This is a genomic window from Caballeronia cordobensis (assembly GCF_001544575.2).
Classification (GTDB): domain Bacteria; phylum Pseudomonadota; class Gammaproteobacteria; order Burkholderiales; family Burkholderiaceae; genus Caballeronia; species Caballeronia cordobensis.
Genome location: NZ_FCNY02000030.1, coordinates 17,131 through 41,425 on the forward strand (window position 1 = coordinate 17,131; position 24,295 = coordinate 41,425).

Sequence of the window (24,295 nt, forward strand, 5' to 3'; positions counted from 1 at the left end):
ACTATCGGCTTTGCTCGACCTTGTGAGTCTTGAACACCCATACTTTTGCGATGAGGAAGTTGACGAACATTCCGGCAATCGATCCGACTGCGACAGCGAGCAGCGGGCGCACGGCCGTGTCGCTGAGCAGCTTGATGGCGGTCGCGTACGCAGCGTAATTGCAGAGTCCGCCGACCAGCATCGCAAGCAGGTACTCATAGGCTTCGCGCCAAACGCCGCGTGAGTTTTGCGCGTCTTTGAACGTGAATCGGCGATTGATCTGCCAGGTCGCGAAAACCGCGCACAGGAAGGACACCACGCGTCCGACGTAGGGACCGGCGCCCAGCCAGAGCATGAGATAGAGAACGCCGCTGTCGATCAGAAAGCCGAATGCTCCGGCAAACGCGAACGTAATGAATTCGCGGTGAACCTTATGCATCGGTGTCGTCCGGTTCCAAAGCCGGAATGGCGAGATAGGCGAAACGCTTGTTCTCGTAGCGTCCGCGCGTCACGGTATCGAGCACGATGCCGCAGATGAGCAGAATCGCACCCAGCAACATCAGTCCGCTGCTCAGGATCACGGTCGGGATGCGCGGAACCAGCCCCGTTTCGATGAAAGTCTCGAAGACGGGCACGGCGAGTCCGACCGACAGCAACACGCACAAGGCAAAGCCCGTCGAGAAGAAGGCCAGAGGCTTTTCGGTCTTGAAGAGCTTGAGGATCGTCATCAGGATCCGGAAGCCGTCGCGGTAAGTGTTCAGCTTGCTCGCGGAACCTTCCGGACGCGACTTGTATTGCGTCACGACCTCGGCGACCGGCATACGCATGCTCAATGCATGAACGGCGAGCTCCGTTTCGATTTCGAAGCCGGCCGAGTGCGCGGGGAAGGTCTTCGCGTAACGGCGCGAAAACACGCGATAACCCGAGAGCATGTCCTTGAACGTTCTGCCGAAGATGGTGGCCGCACATCCCGTCAGCATGACGTTGCCCAGGCGGTGCCCCAGTCGATACGCGGTTTGCTCATCGGACAGGCGCGAGCCGACGACCATGTCGAGCCGGTTCTCGACGAGCATCGTGATGAGCTCAGGCGCAGCCGAGGCGTCGTAGGTGGCGTCGCCGTCGACCATGACGAATACGTCGGCATCGATGTCTGCGAACATTCTGCGCACGACGTTGCCCTTGCCCTGCAGCGGCACCGTGATGACCCGGGCGCCGGCGGCGCGGGCGACTTTCGCGGTGCCGTCCGTCGAGTTGTTGTCGAAAGCATAAATCTCCGCTTCCGGCAGAGCCGCCTTGAAGTCGCGAACGACGGTGGCGATGGCCGCCGCCTCGTTATAGCAAGGCACGACAACTGCTACGCGCGGTGTAGATTCATTGCTCATATGGCGGCTTGTTGCGTTTAATTTTGCTTGCAAAACCGTTTTCACGTGATAATTCTTCGCGGAGATAAGAAAAAATCCGCAAAATATTAAGAAGGGATCCGCGGAATGTTAGCGCATTCTCAACACGTTGCGAAACCAATGGCAGTTTTCACCGCGGCCCGCCATATGCCGTTCTGAAGCATGGGCTAGCCGGGTCTGTGGCCGGATGGTCTTGCTGTACACTGGCGCGTCCTTTCAGGCAGGTGGTTTCCCCGTACCCGGCGAGCCGGTTTGGCCGATCGGCTGTCCCCGCGCTCGCGGCGGCTTCGCAATATTTTCTTCCGCACGCCGGCGACTCTCGGAGATGAAGCGGTGCATTTGAATGATGGGGCCTCCACGGCCGTCGGACCGTCGAGCCGCCTGTGCAGCGGCCGAACGCTGTATAAGCTGTACGTTCTCTATTCGCTGTTTCTGGGCGTGTTTCTCGTATTCGCGACGCCGCCTTTTCAGACACCCGATGCCATCGCCCATTTCGAGCGGGCAATTCAGATTTCATCCGGCACGCCGTTCGGGCAGAAATTCGACGGCACGTCGGGCGGCGAATTGGATAAGTCGGCAATCGAGTTCTCGGATATCTATTCGGTCATTCCGTTCCATCCGGACGTCAAGGCAACCGACGACATGCGACAACGCGCCGATCGCCTTCGATGGTCCGATTCGACGGCACGCGCCGTGTTTCCGAATACGTCGATCTATCCGGCGTACACGTATGTGCCGCAAGGCATCGTGATCGCGCTCGGACGCGCGTTCGACGTCAAGATACGAGATGTTTATATTGTCGTGTGTCTGGTCGACTTGCTGATCAGCGTATCGATTACAGCATGGGCAATTGCAATCGCGCCCAGAGTCGCGCCGCTGCTCTTTGCACTCGCGCTTCTGCCTTCGACCTTGATGATCTATTCATCGGTCAGTCAGGAGATAACGATTCTTCCGCTGTGCTTGCTTCTCGCCGCCTATATCGATCGCTTCAGCGCGAACGGACTGCCGCTCTCAGCAAGGTGGCGATGGAGACTCGTCGCTGTATTGGCCGTCTGCGCGTCTGCGCGTCCTCCGTACGCGGGGTTGCTGTTCCTCTTTTTCATTCCGACGATCGTGATGGACGAAGAGGGCGCTTATCGTTTTGGGCGACGCCTCGTGTTGTTTCTCGCGTGCGCCGCGGCTTCCGTGGCGGGAATCGTCCTGTTCGGGTTTCGTGCATGGTCGAACTTCGGGCCGGAGCATTCCGTCGCTGGCCAGTTGTCGTACCTGCTGCACACGCCTTCGGCTGTCGTATCGATCGCGGTCGAGACGCTGCGGGTGCAGGGCGCGTTTTATTTCACCAGCTTCGTGGGCATTCTGGGCTGGCTGGATACATTTCTCGGCGTCGGATACTACAAGGCCGCATTTGTCATGTTGATTGCGGCGCTCCTGAGCGTGGCCTTGCGCGATCGTGAATCGGCACCGCCACGCGCCATGCAGCGCATGACGATCCTCATCCCGTTGCTGATCAGCGTCGCGATGATTTTCGGCTCGCTTTATCTCGCGTGGACGCCGGTTCAGAAGAACGTCGTGGACGGCGTTCAAGGGCGCTATTTTCTTGCGCTCGCTCCGCTGCTGGGAATAGCCATTCCTGCTATGGGTGGGAGCGGTTCGACGAACCTGTGGCCGCGAATTCGTCTGGCCGCCATGACCTGCGTCGTCCTGTTTCCTTGCTATACGTTCGTGCGGCTGATCGAAGCCGTGATCGAGCGCTTCTATCTGCACTGAATCCGGCGGTAACGGAGTTCTGTCTCGTTGGCAAGCACAGTCTGCCCGATCGATCTTTTTTCCGGCGGCGCGCGTCTTACGCCCCTAGGCGTGTTGCCGAAACCCCCAACATTAAGGAAAATCGAGCCGTCTTCCACCCCCCAGCCGGTCCGTTTGTCTTTTCGTGGCGCGGACAACCTGCCAGTCCGATGAACACGACCGCTCCGTCGATCACCCTCAGCATTTCCATCGTCGTCTACCGCCCGGACACGGCGCTGCTCGCGCGCACGGTCGAGACGCTCGAAGCCGCGCTCGCGCAGTTGCACGACGTCGCGGGCCGCCCGTGCCTGTATCTGATCGACAACGGCAATGCGGGCGAACTGGCCGATCTGCCGACCCCGTCCGATGCCGAATTCGACACCGTTGTGCTCAAAGGGCACGGCAATGTGGGCTACGGGCGCGGCCACAATCTCGCGATCGAGCGCGCGCAAAGCCGCTTTCATCTGATCCTGAATCCGGACGTCGAACTCAATGCCGACGGCCTGCGCCGCGCGCTCGCCTTTCTGCGCGATTCGCCGGAAACGGGCCTGCTCGCGCCGTGGATCGGCGGCGACGACGGCCGTCAGCAGTTCCTCTGCCGCCGTTATCCCGCCGTCCTCGATCTCTTCGTGCGCGGTTTTCTGCCGTCCGCGCTGCGCAGGCCGTTCGCGCGCCGACTCGCGCGCTACGAGATGCGCGATGTGATCGGCGAGACGAATGTCGTGTGGGATCCGCCGATCGTGAGCGGCTGCTTCATGCTCTTTCGCACCGACGTGCTGAAGTCGCTCGGCGGCTTCGATCCGCGCTATTTTCTCTATTTCGAGGACTACGACCTGAGCCTGCGCACGCGCCGCGTGGCGCGCATCGCGTACGTGCCGTCGGTGCGCATCCTGCATCACGGCGGCGGCGCGTCGAAAAAAGGCTCGACGCACATCAAGCTCTTCGTGACCTCGGCGTGCCGCTTTTTTAACCGCTTCGGCTGGAAGTGGCTATGAGTGAAGCCAGCGGGCGCATCGCCATCACCGGCGCGAACGGTTTCGTCGGCCGGGCGGTGAGCCGTGCCTTGCTCGGGCGCGGCATCGCGGCGACGGGCCTCGTGCGGGGCGGCGCGCAGTGCGAGCCCGGCGTCGACGCCCGCCGCATCGGCGATCTCGGCGCGCTCACGCCGGACGCGTTCGAAGGCTGCGGCGCGGTCATCCACCTCGCCGCGCGTGTCCACATGATGGGCGACGCCGCCGCGCAGAAGACCTCGACATCGCAGGCGCAGGCGCTGCTGCAAGCGTATCGGGCAATCAACGTCGATGGCACGCTCGCCGCCGCCGACGCCGCCCGCCGCGCAGGCGTCACGCGCTTCGTTCTGATGAGCAGCATCAAGGTGCTCGGCGAACGCGATCCGGGCCGTCCCTTCACCGAAGACGACGCGCGCGATCCGCCCGATGCCTACGGCGTCTCGAAGGCCGAAGCCGAGGTGAAACTGCTCGAATTCGGCAGCCGCACGGGGCTGGAAATCGTCATTGTCAGGCCGCCGCTCGTCTACGGCCCCGGCGTGCGCGCCAATTTCCTCGCGATGATGAACGCGATCGCGCGCGGCATGCCGCTGCCGCTCGGCGCGATCGACGCGCGGCGCAGTCTCGTGTCCGTCGACAATCTCGCGAGCGCGACCATCGAATGCGCGCTCGATCCGGCCGCCGCGGGCCGCGTGTTCCATGTGACCGACGGCTACGATCCGAGCGTGGCGGAGCTCGCCCGCAAGCTCGGCGAGCATCTCGGCAAGCCGGCGCGCCTCGTGCCGGTGCCGGCGAGCGTATTGCGCGGCCTCGCGCGCGTCGCGGGCAAGACGGCGCAGATCGATCGTCTGACGGGCAGCCTGCGCGTCGATTCGCACCGCATCCGCGAGGCGCTCGGCTGGCAGGCGCCGCAATCGCTCGACGAAGGACTCGCCGCAACGGCCGCGTGGTTTCGTAACCGTAAGCCATGAAAGCTAAAATACGCGTCAACGTGAATTTCTTTGTTCGTCAGACAGTTAAAGCAAAACTCGACAAACGTTCGCGTATCCTTTGGCTCTCTTCGGAAAACGAGTAGCCAGAACGAACAGGGCCTCGTTTCGACAACTCGATAACACTGCATGCTGCTTTCGTATTTTGAAGCTTCGCCGCTGCTGGCCGCGTCGGCGGTTGCGGTATTGGCGTTCGCCGCGTGCGCGCTGATTCTTCAGACGCTCATCCGCACCGGCCTCGCGTGGCGCCTCGCCACGGACATCCCCAACGAGCGCTCGCTGCACGAACGTCCGACGCCGCGCGTCGGCGGCTGGGGCGTGGTGCCGGTCGCGGTCATCGCGCTCATCGTCACCGCGCCGTCGATGTGGCTCGTCGCCGCCTGCGCCGTCTTCCTCGCCGCCGTCTCGCAGCTCGACGACCGGCGCGGCTTGCCCGCGCGGGTGCGCTTCGCGGCACATATCGTCGCGGTCGTGCTCGTCATCGCCGCGCATCCGGCAAACGTGCCGTGGTGGGCGCTCGCGCTTGTCGGCTTCCTGATGCTGTGGCTCGTCAATCTCTACAACTTCATGGACGGCTCGGACGGGCTCGCCGGCGGCATGGCGCTCTTCGGCTTCGGCGGCTACGCGCTCGCGGCGCTGGCCGGACCCGCGCCCGATGCCGGTCTCGGTCTTGCGAGCACGGCCGTCGCGGGCGCGGCGCTCGGGTTTCTGACGCTCAACTTCCATCCGGCGCGCATTTTCCTCGGCGACGCCGGTTCGATCCCGCTCGGCTTTCTCGCCGGCGCGTTCGGCTATTGGGGCTGGCAGCGGGGCGCGTGGCCGGTCTGGTTTCCGGCGCTGGTGTTCTCGCCGTTCATCGCGGATGCTTCGGTGACGTTGCTGCGGCGTCTCGCGCGCGGCGAAAAATTTTGGCAAGCGCACCGGGAGCATTACTATCAGCGCATGGTGCGCCTCGGAATGGGGCATGCGCGCACCGCGCTCACGTGGTATCTGCTCATGCTGGCGGGCATCGTGCTGGCAAACTGGGCACTGCGGTTTCCCTTCGCGGGGCAGTGGGCGGCAGTGGCGGGCTGGGCAGTCGTGGTTGTGGCAGCGGGCGCGTGGGTCGACTCGCGTTGGCGGCGTCATGAGACGCGCCATTCCGGACAATCTTGAGGGTCCAAGCTGATGAATCGAATAAAAGCATCGTGGCTGTCGGCGGGGGCATTCTTCTTCGATCTGGTGGCGGTCGCCGGGTCATGGCTCGCCGCCTATGTGATCCGCTTCAACGGGGCCGTGCCGCAGGATTTCCGCCACGGCGCGCTCATGGCGCTCTTCTGGGTGCTGCCGGTCTACGGCATCGTGTTCCGCGTCTTCGGCCTCTATCGCGGCATGTGGGTGTTCGCGAGCCTGCCGGACCTGATGCGCATCTCCAAGTCCATCGTGGTGGGCGCGCTCGTGGTCATGGTGGGCGCGGTGATGTCGCAGCCCATGCCGATCATCCCGCGCTCGGTGCTGATCGTCTCGCCGCTTTTGCTCTTTCTCGCGATGGGCGGCGCGCGCGCGCTCTATCGGGCGGGCAAGGAGTTCTATCTGTACGGCGGACTCGTCGGCCAGGGCAAACCCGTGATCGTGCTCGGCGCGGGCACGGCGGGCGCGATGCTCGCGCGCGAGCTGGCGCGTTCGAGCGAATGGCGTCTCGTCGGCCTGCTCGACGACGATCCCGCGAAGCAAGGCCGCGAAGTGCTCGGGCACAAGGTGCTCGGCTCGTTCGGCGATCTGCCGCGCTTTGCCGAGCAGCTGAAGACGGATTACGTGATCATCGCGATTCCGTCGGCCTCGGTGGCCGAGCAGCGGCGCGTGGCCACGCTGTGCGTGCGCGCCGGCGTCAAGGTGATGGTGCTGCCCGCGCTCTCGCCGCTCACCGAAGGCACGAACTTTCTGTCGCGCGTGCGCCAGATCGACCTCGAAGATTTGCTTGGCCGCGAGCCGGTGAAGATCGACATGCCGCACGTCGAGCAACTGCTGCACGGGCGCGTGGTGATGGTGACGGGCGGCGGCGGCTCGATCGGCTCGGAACTCTGCCGCCAGATTCTGCGCTTCTCGCCGGCGCAACTGATCGCCTACGATCTCTCCGAATACGCGATGTACCGGCTCATCGAAGAGCTGCACGAGAAGTTTCCGGAGTGCTCGGTGATTCCGGTCGTCGGCGATGCCAAGGATTCGCTGCTGCTCGATCAGACCATGGCGCGCTTTACGCCGCACATCGTTTTCCATGCGGCAGCCTACAAGCACGTGCCGCTGATGGAAGAGCAGAACGCGTGGCAGGCGGTGCGCAACAACGTGCTCGGCACGCTGCGCGTCGCGCGCGCGGCGATCCGCCACGACGTGCGCCATTTCGTGCTGATCTCCACCGACAAGGCCGTCAACCCGACCAACGTGATGGGCGCTTCCAAGCGTCTCGCCGAGATGGCCTGTCAGGCGCTGCAACAGTCCGCGCCGCGCACGCAGTTCGAAACCGTGCGCTTTGGCAACGTGCTCGGCAGCGCGGGCAGCGTGATTCCGAAGTTCCAGCAGCAGATCGCGAAGGGCGGTCCGGTGACAGTCACGCATCCGGAAATCACACGCTTCTTCATGACGATTCCCGAGGCCGCGCAACTGGTGCTGCAGGCGTCGAGCATGGGGCGCGGCGGCGAAATCTTCATTCTCGACATGGGTCAGCCCGTGAAGATCGTCGATCTCGCGCGCGACCTGATTCGTCTCTACGGCTTCTCGGAAGAGCAGATTCGCATCGTGTTCACGGGTTTGCGGCCGGGCGAAAAGCTGTACGAAGAACTACTGGCGGACGACGAAACCACCACGCGCACGCCGCATCCGAAGCTGCGCATCGCGCAGGCGCGCGGCGTGCCGGATCATTTCATCGACGAACTGCTGCCGTGGCTCATGCAGCATCGCGTGCTGTCCGACGACGAAGTGCGTCGCGACCTGCGCCGCTGGGTGCCGGAGTATCAGACGGCGGCATTGCCCGTGCTGCAGAGCGTGGCGAGCGCGCAAGCGGCGCAGACGGCGCGCCAGCACGGCGCGGCGGGCTGACGCCAAAGGGGTCACGCATGGCGACGCTCGACGAAGTTCATGCGCTGACCCATGCGGGCTCGCTGCTGTCGTCGAGCGGGGAAATCGTCGCGCCGTACGATCTCGAAGTTTCGCATGCCGATGCATCGGGGTTCTCGGCGTTGCCCGAAGGCATCCGCAACGCGGGCCGCGAAGCCTTCGAAGCCGACTACGCGCACGCGAGCCGCGTCCATCTCGTCAATGCGTTCGGCGTCACGCTTGGCGATTCGATCATCGGGCTGTCGGCGCTCGCGGCGATCCGGCGGCGGCATCCGCATCTCGCCTTCACGGTGTATCGTCCGGCGCGCGCGCCGCGTTACGTGCAGCGGCTCTACGAACTCGCGCGCGGTCTGTGCGATCTCGTCGATCTGCCCGTGCCGCTAGCCAGTCTTCCGGCCGATGAACTGCGCATCGATATCGGCAATCAACTGTTCTGGCCGCGCTTCGCCTCGATGCCGATGATCGATTTCTTCCTCTGGGCGATGGGCGTCGCGCCCGGCAGCATCGCCGCCGAAGACAAGCGCAATCGCTGGCTCGCCGATGTGCCGCTGCCATCGATGTCCAGCGAACCCTGCGCGCTTTTCTGTCCCGACGCGAGCACGCCGGTGCGCAGCATTCCCGCGTCGGCGCGTGCGCGTATCGTCGCGCGGCTCGCGGATGAAACCGGTCTGCCGGTGGCGGGTTTCGGCGCGGTCGATCATCCGCGTTATCGCGACATCGCACCGCTTTGCGCCGATACCGACCACTTCCTCGCGTGGATCAGGCACGCGCGCTATGTCGTGACGGCCGACACGGCGGCGCTGCACGTCGCGGCGGGCTTCGACGTGCCGACAACCGCCTTTTTCTCGACGATTGCCGCATCGATGCGCGCGCGCGACTACGCGAACTGCGTCGCGGTGGAAATGGATGTGCCGCATCTGCAAGGCATGCACGCCAGCGCGCGGCCGGCGGATCTCGACGCGCTGGAGCGCGCCTATCGCGATTACGACTGGCGCGCGATGCCTTTTGCGCGCGACGTTCAGTTCGGCCTGACCTGAAACACCGGCAACCGGCTGTACAGCTCCGCGACCCAGTCGATGAACACGCGCACGCGGCGCGGCTGATGCCGGTTGGCCGCATACAGCACCGACACCACGCGCGGATGCGACGGGTATTCCCTGAGCACTTCCGTGAGCGCGCCGCTCCTGATGAGCGGATCGAGCGTATAGCTCGAACTCTGGATCAGCCCCAGCCCCGACACGCCTGCCGCGATATACGAATCGCCGTCGTTCACGGCGATCTTGTGCTTCATCGCGATGGTGCGCGTTTCGCCATCGGCGACGAATTCCCAGTTGCGCACGCGCCCCGAGTTGTTCAGCACGTAGCCGACGGCGAGATGATGATCGAGATCGTCGAGCGATACCGGCTCGCCATGCGTCTCGATGTACTTCGGCGCCGCGCAGGTGATCTGCGTGTAAGCGCCGATGCGTTTCGCGACCAGGCCGACGTCGCCGACCGCGCCCACGCGCACGACGCAATCGACGGCTTCCTCGACGAGATCCACTTGCCGGTCGGTCAGCAGCAACTCGACGCCGATATCCGGATACGCCGCGAAGAACTCCGGCAGCGCGGGAATGATGGTGTTTTTCGCCATCACCTGCGGCAGGCTGACTTTCACGTTGCCCTTCGGACTCAGCTTCGAGTGCGACAGCGACGCCTCCATGTCGTCCACTTCGCCGAGCACGCGCACGCAGCGGTCGTAATACGCTTCGCCGTCTTCGGTAATGCTGATGCTGCGCGTCGTGCGGTTGATGAGGCGCGCGCCGAGATGCGCCTCCAGCGCCTGGAGCGTGCGCGAGACGCTCGCGGGCGGCAGGCGCAGGGCGTCGGCGGCTTTGGAAAAACTGCCCGCCTCGACGACGCGCGCAAACACTTTCATTGCAAGGAAGCGATCCATGCTCGGGGTCCGGAAACAAAGATTGTTTTTAGCCGACGATGATACAAGCGATCAGCCGGCTCGCGCCCAATCCCCGCACAACGGTCGTTTCAGAGCCCGATGCCCTGGCAGAACCACCACGAGTAGTGTTCGATCATCCGCTGAAACGGCGCGTGATGGCCGTAGGCGATCGATGAGACGGCGAGAAACCCGAGACCCGCGACGAGCGCGCTCGGCATCTTGCGCGGACGGTCGAAGACGCGCGCGAGGAACATCGCCGCGATGGCCGCGCCGAGCATCCATCCCGCGACGACTTCGGCGGGCGTGTGCGCGTCCTGCATGATGCGGCTCGCCCCGATGGCCGCCGCGAGCGCGAGTCCGCCCGCCGCGCCGAGGCGATACCAGCCGCCGCCCAGCGCGCCGAAGAGCAGGCCGCCCGCGACCGTATAGATGGACGCGGCGAGCATCGTATGCCCGCTGATCATGCGCATGTCGATGGCGGAGAATTCGAGCCCGCAGCCGGCGTAGAGAATCTTCGAGAGGCCCACGAGCCCCATGCCGGCCGCGAGCAGGAGCGCCCAGCGCAGCGCGAGGCGCGTATCGACCGAGCGCAGCCAGAGCGCGCAGACGAGCGCGAGCGGCAGCAGAAGCGCCGCGTCGCCGAGATTCGAAAGCGTCCAGAGTACCTTTGATTCCATGCAATTTTTGAAGGTCTCGCGGGCGCGAGCGTCATCGGCCCCGAACCCGCTTAAGACGTGTCGCCCTGTTTCCGGCGGCCCGCCATCCGGTATTCGGTCGGAGAAATGGAAAGCCGCTTGCGGAAGATTTTCGCGAGGCCGTCGCCGCTGCCGGCGCCGCAGCGCCGCGCGATCTTGTCGACGGGCAAGTCGGTCGCGGCGAGCAGCATGCAGCTCGCATCGAGCCGCGCACGAAGTAAATATTCCGATGGCGTGAGCCCGATCTGCGCCTTGAAGCGGCGCAGGAAATTGCGCTCGCTCATCGCGGCGACGCGTGCGGCATCGGTGATCGAGATCGGCCGCACGTAGTTCTCGCGAATCCAGCGCGCGGCGGCCTCGATCTTCTGGCGCACGCCGCCCCCTTCGGTATCGTCGAGCACGGTGGCGAGCTTTTGCCACGCGCCGGGGATCGAGCGCTCCGACACTTCGCGCGCGACCGCCGCGCCATGATCGCGCTTGACGATCGACAGCGCCGCCGCGATCGGCCCTTTCGGGTCGTCGAGCGTGAGCGTCTGCTCGGCGATGAAAAGCGGATTCGACAACGTGGACATCAGCGCGGGCGACGGCGCGTGATCGTCGGCGTCGCCGATGAAATCGAGCGAGCGGTTCTGCACGCTCAGATTGGCCGCGGCGAGCATCAGCGCGCCTTCGCCGATCGCCTTGATGAACGGAATTTTCGGCGCGACGCGGCCGAGGCGCTTCTTCAGCGCCGCGTCGTGCCGTGCCTGCCGCGCGCCCGCGCCGCCCGCGATGAAGAGCGCGTCGCACTCGTTCATCCAGCGCGTTTCGAGGCTTTCGGTCCAGATGCGCATCGAGCAACTGCTCGCGACGCTGCCGCCCTCGCTCGACAGAAACATCAGCGAATAGTTGGGCGCACGAGCGGGCTGCCCGGCCTCCGCAGGCAGGCGAACCTGATTCGCGAGCGAGAAGACCTCGGAGATGGAGCTGACCTCGACGAGCGAGAAGTCCTCGAAGATCAGAATGCCGATCCGCTTCGCCGCGCTGGCCATCTCGGCGGGCGGCGGGTCGGCTGCCCGCACGACCTGGAGCCTGCCCGTACCATTGGCGTACACCATCGACTTCTCCCCTGTGCGGACCGGGAGCCCGCGTGCGGCGCTCGTTCCGGTCCCATCCATGAAGGAACGCAAGTAGCGGGAAAGTGAGTTACATGGGTCGCACTATACGCGGCGGCCAACAGTCGCCGCGCGCCGAGTCCGAAATTGACGAACTGTTGGCAGATGATCTCGATACTCGCGGGATACGCTCACATCATTGATGTCATCCGATGAAAACGGGGGATTTTCCGGGATCGGGTGAGCGGGTTTCTTGGCGGAAGGGCGGGCGGCGCGCAGCGATGCGCGCCGTTTGTCTTTGGTCCGGTCAGCGGAAGTAGGCCTTGGTGTTCTCGTGGACGTCGCCGCGCGCGAGCAGTTCGTCGGGCGGCAGCCAGAGATAACCGCTGTGCTGATCGAAGCGGCCGATCGGCACGGTGCCGGAGAGCGTCATCGCGTAGGCGAGCACGATGTAATGCGTGCCGATGCCGTCCGCGCCCGCGAAGTTGTCGTCGTAGTGATGTTCGTAGACGCCGAAAAAGCGCGATGCCGAACGCGCCGCGCTCGCCACGCCGAGCTCGTCGCTGACAATGCGCTTGAACGCGACATCGAGCGTCTCGTTTTTCTTGATGCGCCCGCCCGGCACGAACCACGTGCCCTGCGCCGGCCGGTTGCGTCGATGGCCCAGCAGAATGCGCCGGTTGCCGTCGGTGACGATCAGGTCGATCGCCACGAGCGGCGTGAGCCGCACCACTGTCAGAAAATCGGCCTGGCTGAGCATCGTCTCTCCGTGTTTGGTTTCTGCCCGCCTCATCGGTCCGCCTGCGCGCCAAGCGCACACGATGATGCCTGCGCCGCCGCCCGACCGACCGTGCGCACCCGCACGCCCCGGCGTGCTTCTCACGATTGAAACATCGCGCGCTGCGTCCCGTTGTACCGCTCACCGTGTTGCAAAGGCGGCAAAGCTGACCGATTTGTGAACGGCCGACATTGCGCACAACCCCCAGGCGATGGAAGCAATTTCTCGTCGCCGCTAAAAACCGTATTCCACCGAAGAATGCGAAATGCGCATTCGTTCGTGCCGGAATTGGCAACGCGCGTGCGCCGCCGCAAAACGCCCGAACGAACTTGGCGGTGAAGGTCGCCCGAGTCCCGCGTACATGCGGCTTTAGCGCCGACTCACCGATGCCGCAGCGCAGCATGGAACATCATATGAAACGACCGCATTATGCCGTTGAATAAAACCCGCGCGAGATAATCCGAGTTAATCTTGTCGGGCTGCGCGGATTAATCGGAAAATCCGGATTAATTAACGGGCAATCTAATTCCGGTTTTACATCGGCGTCTGCGGGGATGATTACATAAGGTTTTAAAATGTAACGACGCCGCCAAAATTTGCCGATTCATCCGGTCCGAACGATCGATTCAGGCGCGGCGCATGTTTCATAAATGTATCAATTTGCTTTGTCAGACAAACGAGGATTACGCGCCGGAAACCGCCGAGGGCCGTGGGTCGGGGCTCTGCGTTGGTGTGTTTGGCCGATTCGGCGGCTTTCGAAGCAGAATCCGCTAGCACGGGACCCAGAAGTTTGTATGACAAAACCGCATTTGTTTTTCATCCACTGAAAAATGGAGTGAACCGAATTGCGCGATGCATATCCAAATGTGCGCTCACCCTCACAGCGGAACAGAAATTGTGGTTTAAGAGCGAAAACATAGAGCGCAAAAAAGATTGTCTGCTTATTATTCAAGCCAGCGGATCGATTCCGCCAACACTTCGTTCCAATCGGTCACGGCAACCCGGCGAAGTTCGGGATAGTCCATTGATGCGCCGCAATGGCCGAGCAACGCTTTCCGCGCCTTCCAGGAAACAAGCAGCAGAGGATGACCATGCCCTACGCCAATGTAGAACCCGCCGCTGTGGGCTGGACGCCCGCCGCGACGCGAGCCTCGCAGACCGAGGTGCGCAACATCGCGATCTTGCTGTTCGACGGCTTTTCCCTGCTCGGCGCGGGAATCGTCGCGGAGGTCTTCCATATGGCGAACGAGTTGTCGTCGGCGAAGGCTCGGGCGGAGTGTGTGTACGACGTGCGGTTTCTGTCCGTCGAGGGCGGCAATGTTGCGTGCTCCTCGTCGGTGCGTGTGTGGACGGACGGCCTCGATGCGCGTCACTACGGCGGCTTCGACGCGCTCTTCGTCGCGGGCGGCCGCGGCGCGGACGACGCAGCCAAGGACGATCGCATCGTCGAATGGCTGCGCCGCGTGCAGTCGAAGACCACGGTCGTGCGCGCGATCTCCGAAGGGCGCAAGGTGCTCGATGCCGCGGGCATCGGCCACGCGCAGGACGCGCAGCGCTACGGCAACGCAATGATTCACCTCGTGCGCGAGGAGCAACAGGGCGATGCGGGCGACCGCTATGAATCGATGAAGGGCGCGCTGCTCATCGTGAAGCGCGATCTGGGCATCGACGTGTCGCGCAGCGTCGCCGAGCGCCTGATGCCGGGTTCCGCCGCGAAGCTCGTGTCGATTCTCGGCGACAGCGGCGCGGCGTCCGCGGGCGACAAGATCCGCGCGGCGGCGCGCTGGCTGCAGGACAACTGCGAACGGCCGATTTCGGTCGTCGATGCGGCGCAGGTGGCCGCAATGAGCGAGCGCAACTTTTTGCGCCGCTTCAAGATCGAGATGGGAATCACGCCATCCGATTATTTGTTGCAGGCGCGGCTTGCCGTGACCTGTGCGCTTCTGACGGATTCGGAACTGCCGGTCGACAAGATCGCGCGCAGAAGCGGCATGGGCAACGGCGACAGGCTCGCCAAGATTTTTCGCAAGCGCCTTCTGATCTCGCCGACGGAATACCGGACGCAGAGCAGGCGCGAGGCGAATGGCTGAGCCCGCGCAAAGTGTGATGCGGGCCGCGCAAGCGCCAACTATGGCGTAAAGCGTCGGACATTTGGCCGGACCCGATCGGTCCGGCACTGAATCATTCTCGGGCGGCATTGCCGTTCGCTGAATACGCAGGCAGGAGTCCTCTATGACGAATGAAGCACGCACGGAAGGTGGGGTGGCGCAAGGAGCAGCAGGTGTGGAGGCGGGTCCGGCCAGGGCGGCCGGACCTTGCCGACGCCTCGTTCCCGTCATTCTCGCCGGCGGCTCGGGCACGCGCCTGTGGCCGATGTCGCGTGAACAGTTCCCGAAGCAATTGATCGGCGTCGTCGGGCGTGACTCGTTGCTTCAGGCCACGGTTTCGCGCCTGAAGGGCTTTTCGGGCGATTTCGCGGTGGACGGCGAGCCGATCATCGTGTGCGGCGAGGAGCATCGCTTCACCACCGAAGAGCAGACGCGCGAAAGCGGCGTGGATGCACGCATCATCGTGGAGCCCGCGCGCCGCGACACCGCGCCCGCGCTCACGCTCGCGGCGCTCGAAGCGATCAAGGGCGGCGAAGACGCGATCATGGTCGCGATGCCCGCCGATCATTCCATCGCCGATATTCCGGCGCTGCATCGCGCGATTGCAATCGCGGCGGTGCATGCGGAGCACGGCATGATCGCGACGCTCGGCATTCCGCCGACGCGCCCCGATACGGGCTTCGGCTACATCCGCCTGGGCGATGCGCTGGAAGACGGCGCGCATCGCATCGACCGCTTCGTCGAAAAACCCGCGGCCGAACTTGCGGCGCAATACGTCGCGGCGGGCACGTACTGGTGGAACAGCGGCATTTTCATCGTGCGCGCGAGCGTGTGGCTCGCGGCGCTCGAAAAGCTCAATGCCGACATGCACGCCGCGTGTTCGGCCGCCGCGAAAGACGGCGAGCACGACGGCAAGTTCTTCCGTCCGCAGGCCGCGCAATTCGGCCGCGCGCCGTCCGATTCGATCGACTACGCGGTGATGGAACACATCGGCACGCCGAGCAAGCCGTGCGATGGCGTGGTCGTGCCGCTCGTCGCGGGCTGGTCGGATCTCGGCTCGTGGGACGCCGTGTGGGACGCGATGGACAAGGACGAATCCGGCAACGTAGCGAGCGGGCGCGTGGTGTTCGAAGGCGCGACGTCGAGCTATGCGCGCTCGGAAGGCGGGCGGCTCGTCGCGTGCGTGGGCACGACCAACGTGATCGTCGTCGAGACGGACGACGCCGTGCTGGTCGCGGACCGCTCGCGCGTGCAGGACATCAAGGGCCTCGTTGCGCGCATCCGCGAGCAGCATGCGCCGGAAGCGGACACGCATCGCAAGGTGCGCCGTCCGTGGGGTTTCTACGATTCGATCGAGCATGGCGAGCGCTTTCAGGTGAAACGCATCGTGGTGTCGCCGGGCTCGAAGCTGTCGCTGCAGATGCATCACCATCGCGCGGAGCACTGGGTCGTCGTGTGCGGCACGGCGCTCGTCACGCGCGGCGAAGAGCAGTTTCTTCTGAGCGAGAACGAATCGACGTTCATTCCGCTCGGCGTGCGGCATCGCCTGGAGAACCCGGGCAAGGTGCCGCTCGAGATCATCGAGGTGCAATCCGGCAGTTATCTCGGCGAGGACGACATCGTGCGCTTCGACGATACCTACGGCCGGAGTTGATCCAGCGTGTAGCAGCGGGCGTTGCAACGGCTTTCATTCGAAAAAGACGGGCACGGGCGACGGAGGAGACAAAGCGGAGCAGTAAGGGGCTGATTGCGTTTCGGGGAGATGACATGCGCGATTTACAAGGGTTGCTCGCGCGCCTGTTCGACGTCTTGATGATCGTTGGCGGCGCGGCGGTAGCGTCGCAAATCAGGTTCGAGTACATCGAGGCTCACACCTATTCGGTGGCGTTCGTCGCGTTCGCGGCGGCGTTCTCGCTCGCGCTCTTTCCTGGCTTCGGCGTCTATCAGTCGTGGCGCGGCCGCAGCAAGCTCCAGCTTGCCTGCCAGGTCTCGCTCGGCTGGCTCGTCGTGCAGGGTTGCGCGCTCGCGCTGATGTTCTCGCTGCACCGGCTCGACTACGTGTCGCGCCTCTGGTTCGCGTACTGGACGGCGATGTCGGGCGGCCTCATGATCGCCGGCCGCCTCATCACGCACGCGATCCTCGCGCATATGCGCAACGCCGGCATGAACCTGCAGCAGGTCGCGATCGTCGGCGGGGGCAGGCATTGCGATTCGATCGTCCGCAAGATCGAACGCTCGCAGGACACGGGCTTTCGCATGAGCGCGGCGTTCAACGCGGTGCCCGGCAAGGGGCGTCTCACCGCGCGCGTGCCGGTCTACGACAACTACGATGCGTTCATCAGCTTCGTGCGCTCGCAGAACGTGAACGAAGTGTGGCTCGCGCTGCCGCTTTCCGAGGAGCGCACGATCCTGCGCTTCGTGAACGAATTCCGCGACGATCTCGTCAACGTGCGCTTCATTCCCGACGTGCGCAGCCTCGCGCTGTTCGAAAGCGGCGTGACGGATCTGCTCGGCCAGCCCGCGATCGATCTCGTCGCGTCGCCGCTGTCGGCGTCCGCGCAGTTGCAGAAGGAACTCTTCGACCGGGCATTTGCGCTCGGCGCGATCATCGCCGTTTCGCCATTGCTGATCTGCATCGCGCTCGCCATCAAGCTGACCTCGCGCGGGCCTGTGTTCTTCAAGCAACGCCGCAAGGGCGCGGACGGCCGCGTCTTCACCATCTACAAGTTCCGTTCGATGCGCATGCACACGGAACGGGCCGGAGTGCTCCAGCAGGCCACGCGCAACGATCCGCGCGTGACCCGTGTCGGAGCGTTCCTGCGCCGCACCAGCCTCGATGAGCTGCCGCAGTTCTTCAACGTTCTGCTAGGCGACATGTCGGTCGTGGGCCCGCGTCCACACGCGCTCGAACATGACGACCTGTATCAGAAGGTCGTATCGGGGTACATCCACCGTTACCGGATCAAGCCAGGCATCACCGGCTGGGCCCAGGTCAACGGTTTTCGTGGGGAAACGGATCGGATCGAAAAGATGGAAGGACGCGTCGCTCACGATTTGTACTATTTGGGTAACTGGTCGTTCGGACTCGATATGAGAATCATCGCCGCAACGATCTTCAAGGGACTACGCCACACCAACGCTTACTGATGCAGGGGACGACCATCATGCACAACCAACAACAACCGGGCACCACCTCACTGGCCGCCAACACCAACGTGTCGCGTATCTTCCGCCTCACGAGCCTGGCCGCGGCAGCTTCCATCTGTGTCGTCATGACGGGCTGCGGGCTCGCGCCGGGCATGCATTTCGAACAGCCGCCGCAACTCGTCGAGACGTCGAACGATCAGGGCGACCCGGCATCGACCGTGAACATTCCGATCACGCCGATCGATCTCACGCTCATCAAGAAGATGCGCACCACGCAGGCCACGGCCACCAACGATCCGAACGCGTCGCTCTACGGCAAGCCGGCGCCGTACAAGCTCGGCATCGGCGACGTGCTGCAGATCACGGTGTGGGATCACCCCGAACTCGTCGCGGCGCTCGGCCAGCCGCTGGCTCAGGCGCGCACGTCGGACGCCGCGCCCGGCTTCGTCGTCGATGCGGACGGCAACATCCAGTTCCCGTACGTGAACAAGCCGCTGCATGTCGTCGGCAAGACCGAGACGCAGGTGCAGCGCGAGCTCTATTCGGAGCTGTCGAAAGTGTTCGTGAAGCCGCAGGTGACGGTGCGCGTCGCATCGTTCCGCGCGTCGCAGGTGTATATCGACGGCGACGTGCGCACGCCGGGCGCGCAGCAGATCAACGACATTCCGATGACGCTGACCGAAGCCGTGGGCCGCGCGGGCGGTTTCGCGCCGACGGCGGACCAGAGCCGCGTCACGCTTATCCGCGACGGCGTCACGTATCACATCAACATGGCCGGCATGACCTCGAAGGGCAAGAGCCCGTCGGACATCATGCTCAAGCCGGGCGATGCGCTGCGAGTCGATTCGCGCGACGAAAACGGCGTCTACGTGATGGGCGAAGTGACGCGTCCCGCCACCGTGATCCCGATGCGCAACGGCAAGATGACGCTCTCGGATGCGATCTCGCAGGGCGGCAGCTTCAACGCCGAGACGTCCGATCCGAAGCAGGTGTACGTGATCCGCAACGGCCAGACGGACCAGCCGGAGGTGTATCACCTCGACGCGCGTTCGCCGGTGTCGATGCTGCTCGCGAACGGATTCGAGTTGCAGCCGAAGGACGTCGTCTACGTGGACAACAACGGGCTGGTGCGCTTCTCGCGCGTCCTGAACCTGTTGCTGCCGGCGATCAACGCGGGTCTGACGGCCGCCGTGCTGACGAAGTAATAGCAAGCGTCTGACCGGCGCGCACGGGGGCGCGCCGGGAATCATTGTTCGACTTACAAGAAAACAGCAAGCGAGCGAGATCATGGCGACAAACTTCGATTCACGGTACGTGGACGTATCGACGGGCGACGAGTTGCGGCTGTCCGACTATCTGGCGGCGGTCATGCGCAACTGGAAGCTCGTGACCGTCGTCATGCTCGCCGTGACCGCGATCGGGACCGCGTACGCCTTCCTCGCGACGCCGACCTACAAGGCGGACGCGGTGATCCAGGTGGACGAGCACGACAAGAACACCGCGAACGTCCCTGCCAGCGCGGGGCAGCAGGCCATCCCGCAGACATCGGAAGCCAAGTCCGTCACCGCCGCGCAGATCGAGCTGTTGCGCTCGCGTCTCGTGATCGAGGACGCCGTGCGACGGTTTCATCTCGACGTGAGCGCCGCGCCGCGTTCGATGCCCGTTCTGGGCGGCGCGATCGGCACAGCGTTCTCGATGCTCGGCAAGCCGGTGCCGCAGGGCTATCTGTCGCGTTTCGCGTGGGGCGGCGAGCAGATCGACGTGCCGCTCTTCGACACGCCGAAAGCGCTCTACGACAAAAAATTCACGCTCGTCGCGGGCCAGAACGGCACCTACGCGCTCAACGATCCGGACGGTCTCGCGGTGCTCACGGGGCACGTCGGGAAGGAAGCTTCCGGCATGACGCCGCAAGGCCCGGTCACGCTCAGGGTCGACAAGCTCGACGGCAAGCCCGGCGTGCAGTTCGAACTGCAGCGTTTCTCGACCGTTACGACGATCGACCGTCTTCAGAAGCGCCTGACCGTTGCGGAGGCCGCATTGCAGTCCGGGATCATCGGCGTATCTCTGGAAGGTAGCAATCCGAAACAAATCACGGAAATTGTCAATAACATTGCGCACCGCTATGTGCAGCAGGACGCGGAGAAGCGCTCGTCGGATGCGGAGCATACGCTGTCGTTCCTGGACCAGCAATTGCCGCTCGCGAAGAAGCAGCTCGACGAAGCCGAGCAGCGCTACAACACATTCCGCAACAAGCAGGGCAGCGTCGATCTCAACGAGGAAAGCCGTCTGTTGCTGCAGCAGATCGTCGATAACAAGACGAAGCTCGCGGACCTGCAACAGCAGCGCGCCGAACTCTCGCTGCGCTTCACGGCGAATCATCCGTCGGTGCAGGCGCTCGATGCGCAGATCGCCGCGCTCACCAACGCGCAAACGCGCCTCGGCAAAAACGTTTCGACGCTGCCCGATACCGAGCAGACCGCGCTGCGCTACATGCGCGACGTTCGCGTCAACACGGAGCTGTACACGAACCTGCTCGCCAGTGTGCAGCAGATGCGCATTGCGAAGGCCGGGCAGGGCAGCAACGTGCGCGTCGTCGATTTCGCGCAAGTGCCCGACGATCCCGTGCGCCCGAAGCGCATGCTCGTGATCCTGATCGCGGCAGGCATCGGGCTCGTAATCGGCATCATCGTCGCGTTTATCCGCAAGGCGCTGTATGGCGGCGTCGAGCGTCCGGAAGATATCGAGCGGCAACTGGGCACGCGCGTCTTCGCGATCGTGCCGCGCAGCACCCAGCAGCTTCGCCTGCAACGGCAGGTGGGCATGCGCCGCGAAGGCCTGCACGTGCTCGCCGCGCAGGCGCCGGAAGATGCGGCGGTCGAAGGCATTCGCAGCCTGCGCACGTCGCTGCAACTGCAGCTCACGGATGCGCGCAACAACGTCGTGATGCTGACGGGATCGCGCCCGGAAGCGGGCAAGTCGTTTCTGTCGGCGAATCTCGCGACGCTCGTCGCCTCGACCAGAAAGCGCGTGTTGCTGATCGACGGCGACATGCGCCGCGGCGACATTCACTCGCATTTCGGCGTGCGCCATTCGCCCGGTCTCTCGGACGTGCTGATGGGCGCCGACGTGATGAGCACGATTCTTCACGACGTGCTGCCGGGCGTCGATCTCATCACCAAGGGCTCGCTGCCGTCGCATCCTTCGGAGCTGCTCGCGAGCGATCGATTCGGCGAAGTGCTCGCCGAGCTCAAGCGGCATTACGATCTCGTGGTCATCGATACGCCGCCGGTCCTCGCCGTCACCGACGCGACCGTGATCGGCAAGCACGCGGGCACGAGCCTGCTCGTCGTGCGGCACGGCAAGAATCAGGTGCAGGAGATCGGCGAGACGATGAAGCGTCTGCACAACGGCGGCGTGCACATGAAGGGCGTGCTGCTCACCGACGTGCCGCAATCGAAGGTATTGAACGGCAGCACGTACGCGGGCTACTACAGCTACGAAAGCATCGCGGAGTAGTCGCCGCACTTCCCACCGCGCGCCGGCATTGCGATGCCGGCGTTTTCTTTTCCGGCGTTTAAAGCATTCGAAACGTTCGAAGGGTTCAATACGGCGACTTGTAGATGTCGCGCGCGCGGGCCGGGTTCGTCTTGGGCGTCTTGAAGCCCGGCGGCGGCGGATAGAGGATCGCGGCGGCGCTCTTGGGCGTCGTCATTGAACGGCTGTCGGCCGTGCGTGCGCTTGGACGAAGCCGCGCGCTGCCTGCGGGATTTCCCGCGTAACCGTTTTCCTGGGCGAGCAGCCGCCCGCTCGATCCGCTGCCGGACAAAGCCAGCTCGGCGGACGCCGCGTCGGCCAGATCGCTCGCGTGCGCAGCCGCCGATGCGACCAGCGCGAGCGGCAAAAGCGCCTTGCATAGCGCATGTTTCATGGACACCTCCGATAGTGGAAAGCTGCGGGCGACGGCACGTTGGCGCGGACGCTTCCCGCGCGGTGCGGGCGGGCGTCGTTATAATCGCCGTCCGACCTGATCTTTCGCTTTACGCCCGTGAAAAAGCTCATCGCTCTCGCAGTCGCTTCGATTGTCCTTACGGCCTGCTCGTCCGTCGAGAAGGAGCAGCAGAAGGAACGCACGTTCCTGCTTTCGCAGCAGTCGCTCGACACGGCGCAGCGCAATGCGACCGTCGCGTGCCGCGACGCCGCGCAGTGCGATGCGGCGTGGAAGCTCACGAAGACGTACGTCGAGCAGAACTCGAAAGAGCGCCTGACCCGCGCCGACGACGCCGCGATCGAAACCGACGTGCCTTCGGGCACCGGCAAGCCGGTGTTTTCCGCGACGCGCATCGCCAACGGCAACGGCGCGACGATCTCGCTCTTCGCGCAATGCAAGGGCATGTTCGAAGACGAACGCGCGCGCGGCTCCGACTTCGACGACTGCGCCACCAAAATCATCTCCGTGCAGAACGGGTTCGCGCAATATCTGCGGACGCATTTGCCCGCGCAGTGAATCAGGCGTAAGGCGTGAGCGAGCTGGATTCCGGCGGCTCCTGACCGCCTTGCCCTCGCGCGCTGCCCGCAGGCAGCAACTCCGGCAGCGTTTCCTCGGGCGGCACACCATAGTACGGATAGCCGCGCGGCGGCTGTTTGCCCGATTCAACTGCCGCGCGAGTCTGCATCGCGTACGCGATGCGCCCGTACGACGCCACACTCACGCCCAGCGCGACGCCGAACACGGCCGCCGCAAAACCGTTGCCAAGCGGATTGCCGCCGAGCGACGTCGCGGGCAGCGCCGCGAGCATCAGCAGCGCGCGCCCGAGTTCGGGCAGATGGCGTGCATCGGGCGCGCGAAGCCGCCACGCGCGATAGGCCATCGAGCCTCGCCACAGCGCCCACAGCACGGCGACCGGCAACGCGAGCCCGAACAGCAAGCCGCCTGCGAAGAACTGATAAACCCAGAAGTCGTGGCCGGCGGTCCAGTTTCTGATCGCTCCGTCAAAAGAGCCGTAATCGTGGCCGTAGCCCATGCCGACTATCGTCGATAGCGCCGACGATGTCGTCTGTTCGACCTGTTCCCTCATTTCGGCGAGGCGCGCGAGCGCGGCGTCGTCACGGACGAGCGAGACGTCCGGCAGCCAATGCCCGGCAACCGTCGGGAAAAACGACGCAGACGCAGCCGCCATCGCGCCGAGCAGCGCCAGGATCGCGATCGCGCGCAGGGTCGCGCCGAAGAAATGCCGGAGCGACGGCGCGGCGAGCCACGTCGCATAGACGAAGAGCAGCAAGGTGCCGACGAGCAGACTGCGCGTGACGAACAGCAGCTCGATCACGATAGTCGCGAGAAACAGCGCCACGTTGAATCTGGCCATGCGCTTCGCAAAGACGAGCTCATGCAGCAGCAGCGCCTGGAGACAGAGGAACGTGATGGGGACGAGGCCGTCGCCCGCGCCCACGCTAACGCCGAAGCCGACGCTCACGACGAGCGATGCGACCATCGCGCCGGCCATCGCCCGCTCGATCTGTCCGAGGCGTTGCAGATCCCATGGACGGCAGCCGACGAAGTAGCCGAGCAGCATGAGGAGGAACGGCAGGATCACGCGCGCGTAGTTGCCCGCGTCGTTGCCTTGCAGCGCGTGCGTGGCGGCGCTGCCGGCGAGCGTGATCAGCAGCAGCGACGTGACGAATGTGCGCAGGCGCGAGCGGCGCGCGAAGCGTGGCGCGATCAGCAGGACGGCGCAGGCCGCGCCCATCGATGTCACGGTGAGCAGAATCGGAATGGCCCTGTCGACGCTTGCCACGCCTTTGATGTCGAAGGCGAGCGGAAGCAGAAAAAGCCAGATCCAGACGACGGCGAACTTGTTGCGCATGACGTCCTCGGGCACCCCTTTTATTTGTGGGTCGAATATATCAGCGGGTTTCGTCGTGCACGTGTGCGCCAAATAACGCTGCGCGAAGGCGCGGCGATTTCCGTGTGCGGCGGGCGACGCGCGCGTGCCGCGCTGTCCGTAAAGGGCGTGATTCTGGCGGATCGCCTCGCATGGGCCGACAGAAGATGAATGGCCGGATGTGGCATCGTCCGGCGACAGACCAATCCATAGGTGCGATGTGCGTGCGCGCGCCGATACGAGGCGCCCCGCGATGGCGGGACGGCGAGCCCACGAGGATGCGCGGCGGCTGCCGCGCGCGCCACACGTCAACGAGCGTCCCTCGCAGAAGGGAACGGCATGGGCTCGTTCGGCGCGTCACGCATGCCGGGACCCGATCGATCGATTCGAATCGATTCATCCGGGGAC

Annotated in this window: 20 protein-coding genes; 12 read left to right on the forward strand and 8 right to left on the reverse strand. The window is 64.4% G+C overall.

Going from position 1 to position 24,295, the window contains the following annotated elements; genetic code table 11:
• Position 1 precedes the first annotated feature (1 nt).
• Positions 2-418: a GtrA family protein gene (locus tag AWB70_RS34710; RefSeq protein ID WP_053568659.1), complete on the reverse strand. Its 417-nt coding sequence runs from the start codon at positions 416-418 to the stop codon at positions 2-4.
• Positions 411-1,361, reverse strand: a complete 951-nt coding sequence (locus AWB70_RS34715) for a glycosyltransferase family 2 protein (RefSeq protein WP_053568658.1) — start codon at positions 1,359-1,361, stop codon at positions 411-413. The genes AWB70_RS34710 and AWB70_RS34715 overlap by 8 nt, the downstream gene beginning before the upstream one ends.
• Before the next feature lie 456 nt (positions 1,362-1,817).
• On the opposite strand from AWB70_RS34715, the gene AWB70_RS34720 reads away from it, so the two are divergent.
• From AWB70_RS34720 to AWB70_RS34745, 6 genes are all read left to right on the forward strand, one after another.
• Complete coding sequence (locus AWB70_RS34720) at positions 1,818-3,146, forward strand: DUF2142 domain-containing protein (RefSeq protein WP_235024417.1); 1,329 nt, start codon at positions 1,818-1,820, stop codon at positions 3,144-3,146.
• A 188-nt stretch (positions 3,147-3,334) separates the two neighbouring features.
• Complete coding sequence (locus AWB70_RS34725) at positions 3,335-4,159, forward strand: glycosyltransferase family 2 protein (RefSeq protein ID WP_053568656.1); 825 nt, start codon at positions 3,335-3,337, stop codon at positions 4,157-4,159.
• Complete coding sequence (locus tag AWB70_RS34730) at positions 4,156-5,142, forward strand: NAD-dependent epimerase/dehydratase family protein (protein ID WP_053568655.1); 987 nt, start codon at positions 4,156-4,158, stop codon at positions 5,140-5,142. The genes AWB70_RS34725 and AWB70_RS34730 overlap by 4 nt, the downstream gene beginning before the upstream one ends.
• 147 nt (positions 5,143-5,289) lie before the next feature.
• Positions 5,290-6,315 (forward strand): MraY family glycosyltransferase, encoded by a 1,026-nt coding sequence (locus AWB70_RS34735; RefSeq protein WP_053568654.1) that lies wholly within the window; start codon positions 5,290-5,292, stop codon positions 6,313-6,315.
• Positions 6,316-6,327: 12 nt separating this feature from the next.
• Positions 6,328-8,232 (forward strand): polysaccharide biosynthesis protein, encoded by a 1,905-nt coding sequence (locus tag AWB70_RS34740; protein ID WP_014192107.1) that lies wholly within the window; start codon positions 6,328-6,330, stop codon positions 8,230-8,232.
• 17 nt (positions 8,233-8,249) lie between these two features.
• Positions 8,250-9,287, forward strand: coding sequence for a glycosyltransferase family 9 protein (locus AWB70_RS34745; protein ID WP_053568653.1), 1,038 nt, complete (start codon positions 8,250-8,252; stop codon positions 9,285-9,287).
• Here AWB70_RS34745 and AWB70_RS34750 read toward each other — a convergent pair.
• From AWB70_RS34750 to AWB70_RS34765, 4 genes are all read right to left on the reverse strand, one after another.
• Complete coding sequence (locus AWB70_RS34750) at positions 9,269-10,186, reverse strand: LysR family transcriptional regulator (RefSeq protein WP_053568652.1); 918 nt, start codon at positions 10,184-10,186, stop codon at positions 9,269-9,271. The genes AWB70_RS34745 and AWB70_RS34750 overlap by 19 nt on opposite strands.
• 89 nt (positions 10,187-10,275) lie before the next feature.
• Positions 10,276-10,863 (reverse strand): phosphatase PAP2 family protein, encoded by a 588-nt coding sequence (locus tag AWB70_RS34755; protein ID WP_014192104.1) that lies wholly within the window; start codon positions 10,861-10,863, stop codon positions 10,276-10,278.
• A 50-nt stretch (positions 10,864-10,913) separates the two neighbouring features.
• Positions 10,914-11,978, reverse strand: a complete 1,065-nt coding sequence (locus AWB70_RS34760; RefSeq protein WP_053568651.1) for a GlxA family transcriptional regulator — start codon at positions 11,976-11,978, stop codon at positions 10,914-10,916.
• A 304-nt stretch (positions 11,979-12,282) separates the two neighbouring features.
• Positions 12,283-12,735: a GDP-mannose mannosyl hydrolase gene (locus AWB70_RS34765; protein WP_014192102.1), complete on the reverse strand. Its 453-nt coding sequence runs from the start codon at positions 12,733-12,735 to the stop codon at positions 12,283-12,285.
• Between the two features lie 1,109 nt (positions 12,736-13,844).
• Between AWB70_RS34765 and AWB70_RS34770 the strand changes: the two genes are divergently transcribed.
• The 5 genes from AWB70_RS34770 (at position 13,845) to AWB70_RS34790 (ending at position 21,524) form a co-directional block, all read left to right on the forward strand.
• Positions 13,845-14,843: a GlxA family transcriptional regulator gene (locus tag AWB70_RS34770; RefSeq protein ID WP_045452144.1), complete on the forward strand. Its 999-nt coding sequence runs from the start codon at positions 13,845-13,847 to the stop codon at positions 14,841-14,843.
• Positions 14,844-14,985: 142 nt separating this feature from the next.
• On the forward strand, positions 14,986-16,515 hold the full coding sequence (locus tag AWB70_RS34775; protein WP_053568650.1) for a mannose-1-phosphate guanylyltransferase/mannose-6-phosphate isomerase: 1,530 nt from the start codon (positions 14,986-14,988) through the stop codon (positions 16,513-16,515).
• Positions 16,516-16,628: 113 nt separating this feature from the next.
• Positions 16,629-18,008 carry an undecaprenyl-phosphate glucose phosphotransferase gene (locus AWB70_RS34780; RefSeq protein ID WP_014192099.1) on the forward strand — a complete coding sequence of 460 codons (1,380 nt, stop codon included), beginning with the start codon at positions 16,629-16,631 and terminating at the stop codon, positions 18,006-18,008.
• 17 nt (positions 18,009-18,025) lie between these two features.
• Positions 18,026-19,213: a polysaccharide biosynthesis/export family protein gene (locus AWB70_RS34785; RefSeq protein WP_374730271.1), complete on the forward strand. Its 1,188-nt coding sequence runs from the start codon at positions 18,026-18,028 to the stop codon at positions 19,211-19,213.
• Between the two features lie 82 nt (positions 19,214-19,295).
• A complete protein-coding gene (locus AWB70_RS34790) occupies positions 19,296-21,524 on the forward strand; it encodes a polysaccharide biosynthesis tyrosine autokinase (RefSeq protein WP_053568649.1) in 2,229 nt (742 codons plus the stop codon).
• A gap of 85 nt (positions 21,525-21,609) precedes the next feature.
• On the opposite strand, the gene AWB70_RS34795 is transcribed toward AWB70_RS34790, so the two are convergent.
• Positions 21,610-21,936 carry a hypothetical protein gene (locus AWB70_RS34795; RefSeq protein WP_014192096.1) on the reverse strand — a complete coding sequence of 109 codons (327 nt, stop codon included), beginning with the start codon at positions 21,934-21,936 and terminating at the stop codon, positions 21,610-21,612.
• A gap of 117 nt (positions 21,937-22,053) precedes the next feature.
• Here AWB70_RS34795 and AWB70_RS34800 point away from each other — a divergent pair, with 117 nt between their 5' ends.
• Positions 22,054-22,512 carry a hypothetical protein gene (locus AWB70_RS34800; protein WP_045450930.1) on the forward strand — a complete coding sequence of 153 codons (459 nt, stop codon included), beginning with the start codon at positions 22,054-22,056 and terminating at the stop codon, positions 22,510-22,512.
• Position 22,513: 1 nt separating this feature from the next.
• Here AWB70_RS34800 and AWB70_RS34805 read toward each other — a convergent pair whose 3' ends face one another.
• Positions 22,514-23,869 carry a hypothetical protein gene (locus AWB70_RS34805; RefSeq protein ID WP_053568674.1) on the reverse strand — a complete coding sequence of 452 codons (1,356 nt, stop codon included), beginning with the start codon at positions 23,867-23,869 and terminating at the stop codon, positions 22,514-22,516.
• Positions 23,870-24,295 lie beyond the last annotated feature (426 nt).